Annotated in this window: 1 protein-coding gene; it reads left to right on the top strand. The window is 73.1% G+C overall.

Annotated features, from left to right (window positions below):
* Positions 1 to 782: pseudouridine-5'-phosphate glycosidase (locus DEIPI_RS31285; RefSeq protein WP_045234371.1), on the top strand; the 782-nt coding region annotated here is incomplete at its 5' end.
* Positions 783 to 1,060: the final 278 nt, after the last annotated feature.

Genomic DNA, 1,060 nt, shown 5'->3' with positions numbered 1-1,060 from the left:
CGGTGGAGGCCGCCGTGCGGGAGGCGGGCGCGGTGCCCGCCACGATCGCGGTGCTCGGCGGGGAACTGCGCGTCGGGCTCGGAGAGCAGGAACTGGACCTGCTCGGGCGGGGCGAGGGCGTGCGCAAGCTCTCGCTGCGGGACCTGCCGGTGGCGGTGGCGCTGGGGCAGCACGGCGCCACGACGGTCGCGACGACGATGCGGATCGCGAGCATGGCGGGCATCCGGGTGTTCGCGACGGGCGGCACGGGCGGCGTGCACCGCGGCGCGGCCGCCACGATGGACGTGAGCGCGGACCTCACCGAGCTCGCGCAGACGGACGTGGCGGTCGTGTCGGCGGGCGTGAAGAGCATCCTCGACATCGGCCTGACGCTGGAGAAGCTCGAGACGCTGGGCGTGCCGGTGCTGGGCCTCGGCACGGACGACTTCCCCGCGTTCTACTCGCGCGTCAGCGGCTTCCGCGCGCCCCTGCGGGTGGAGTCGCCCGCGGAGGTGGCGCGCGTGATGCGTGCGAAGTGGGCGATGAAGCTCGCGGGGGGCGTCCTCGTCGCGAATCCGATTCCCGAGGAGGCGGAGGTGCCCGCGTCCGACATCGATCCCATCATCGAGCGGGCCCTAGCGGACATGGAGGCGCGCGGCGTCGGCGGGAAGGACGCGACGCCGTTCCTGCTGGGCCGCATCGTGGAGATCACGGGCGGGCGGTCGCTGGACGCGAACATCGCGCTCGTGATGAACAACGCGCGGGTAGCCGGCGAGATCGCGGTGGAGTACTCGAGGTTGTAGAGACGCGTCGGCACATCAGGCATGAGCACCGGACCGCTCCGCTCATGAGTGTGGAGACACGCTGACGCCCCGGGCAGGAGCGAGGGACCGCTCCCGAGCGTACGACGGTGGGTGCGTACGACGGCAGCTCGAGGTTGTAGAGACGCGTCGGCACACCAGGCTCCCCTTTTCAGTGGGTCTGGGTCGCGGCGAGGTCCTCGACGTCGCGGGCGGGACCGCGCGCGGGCCGGAGGGCGTCCACGAGCCTGCGCAGGAGCGCGGGGCGGGCGGCGTCCTCG

The organism is Deinococcus pimensis DSM 21231, from assembly GCF_000519345.1.
Taxonomy (GTDB): Bacteria; Deinococcota; Deinococci; order Deinococcales; family Deinococcaceae; genus Deinococcus_A; species Deinococcus_A pimensis.
This window is presented reverse-complemented; position numbering and strand designations above follow the sequence as displayed.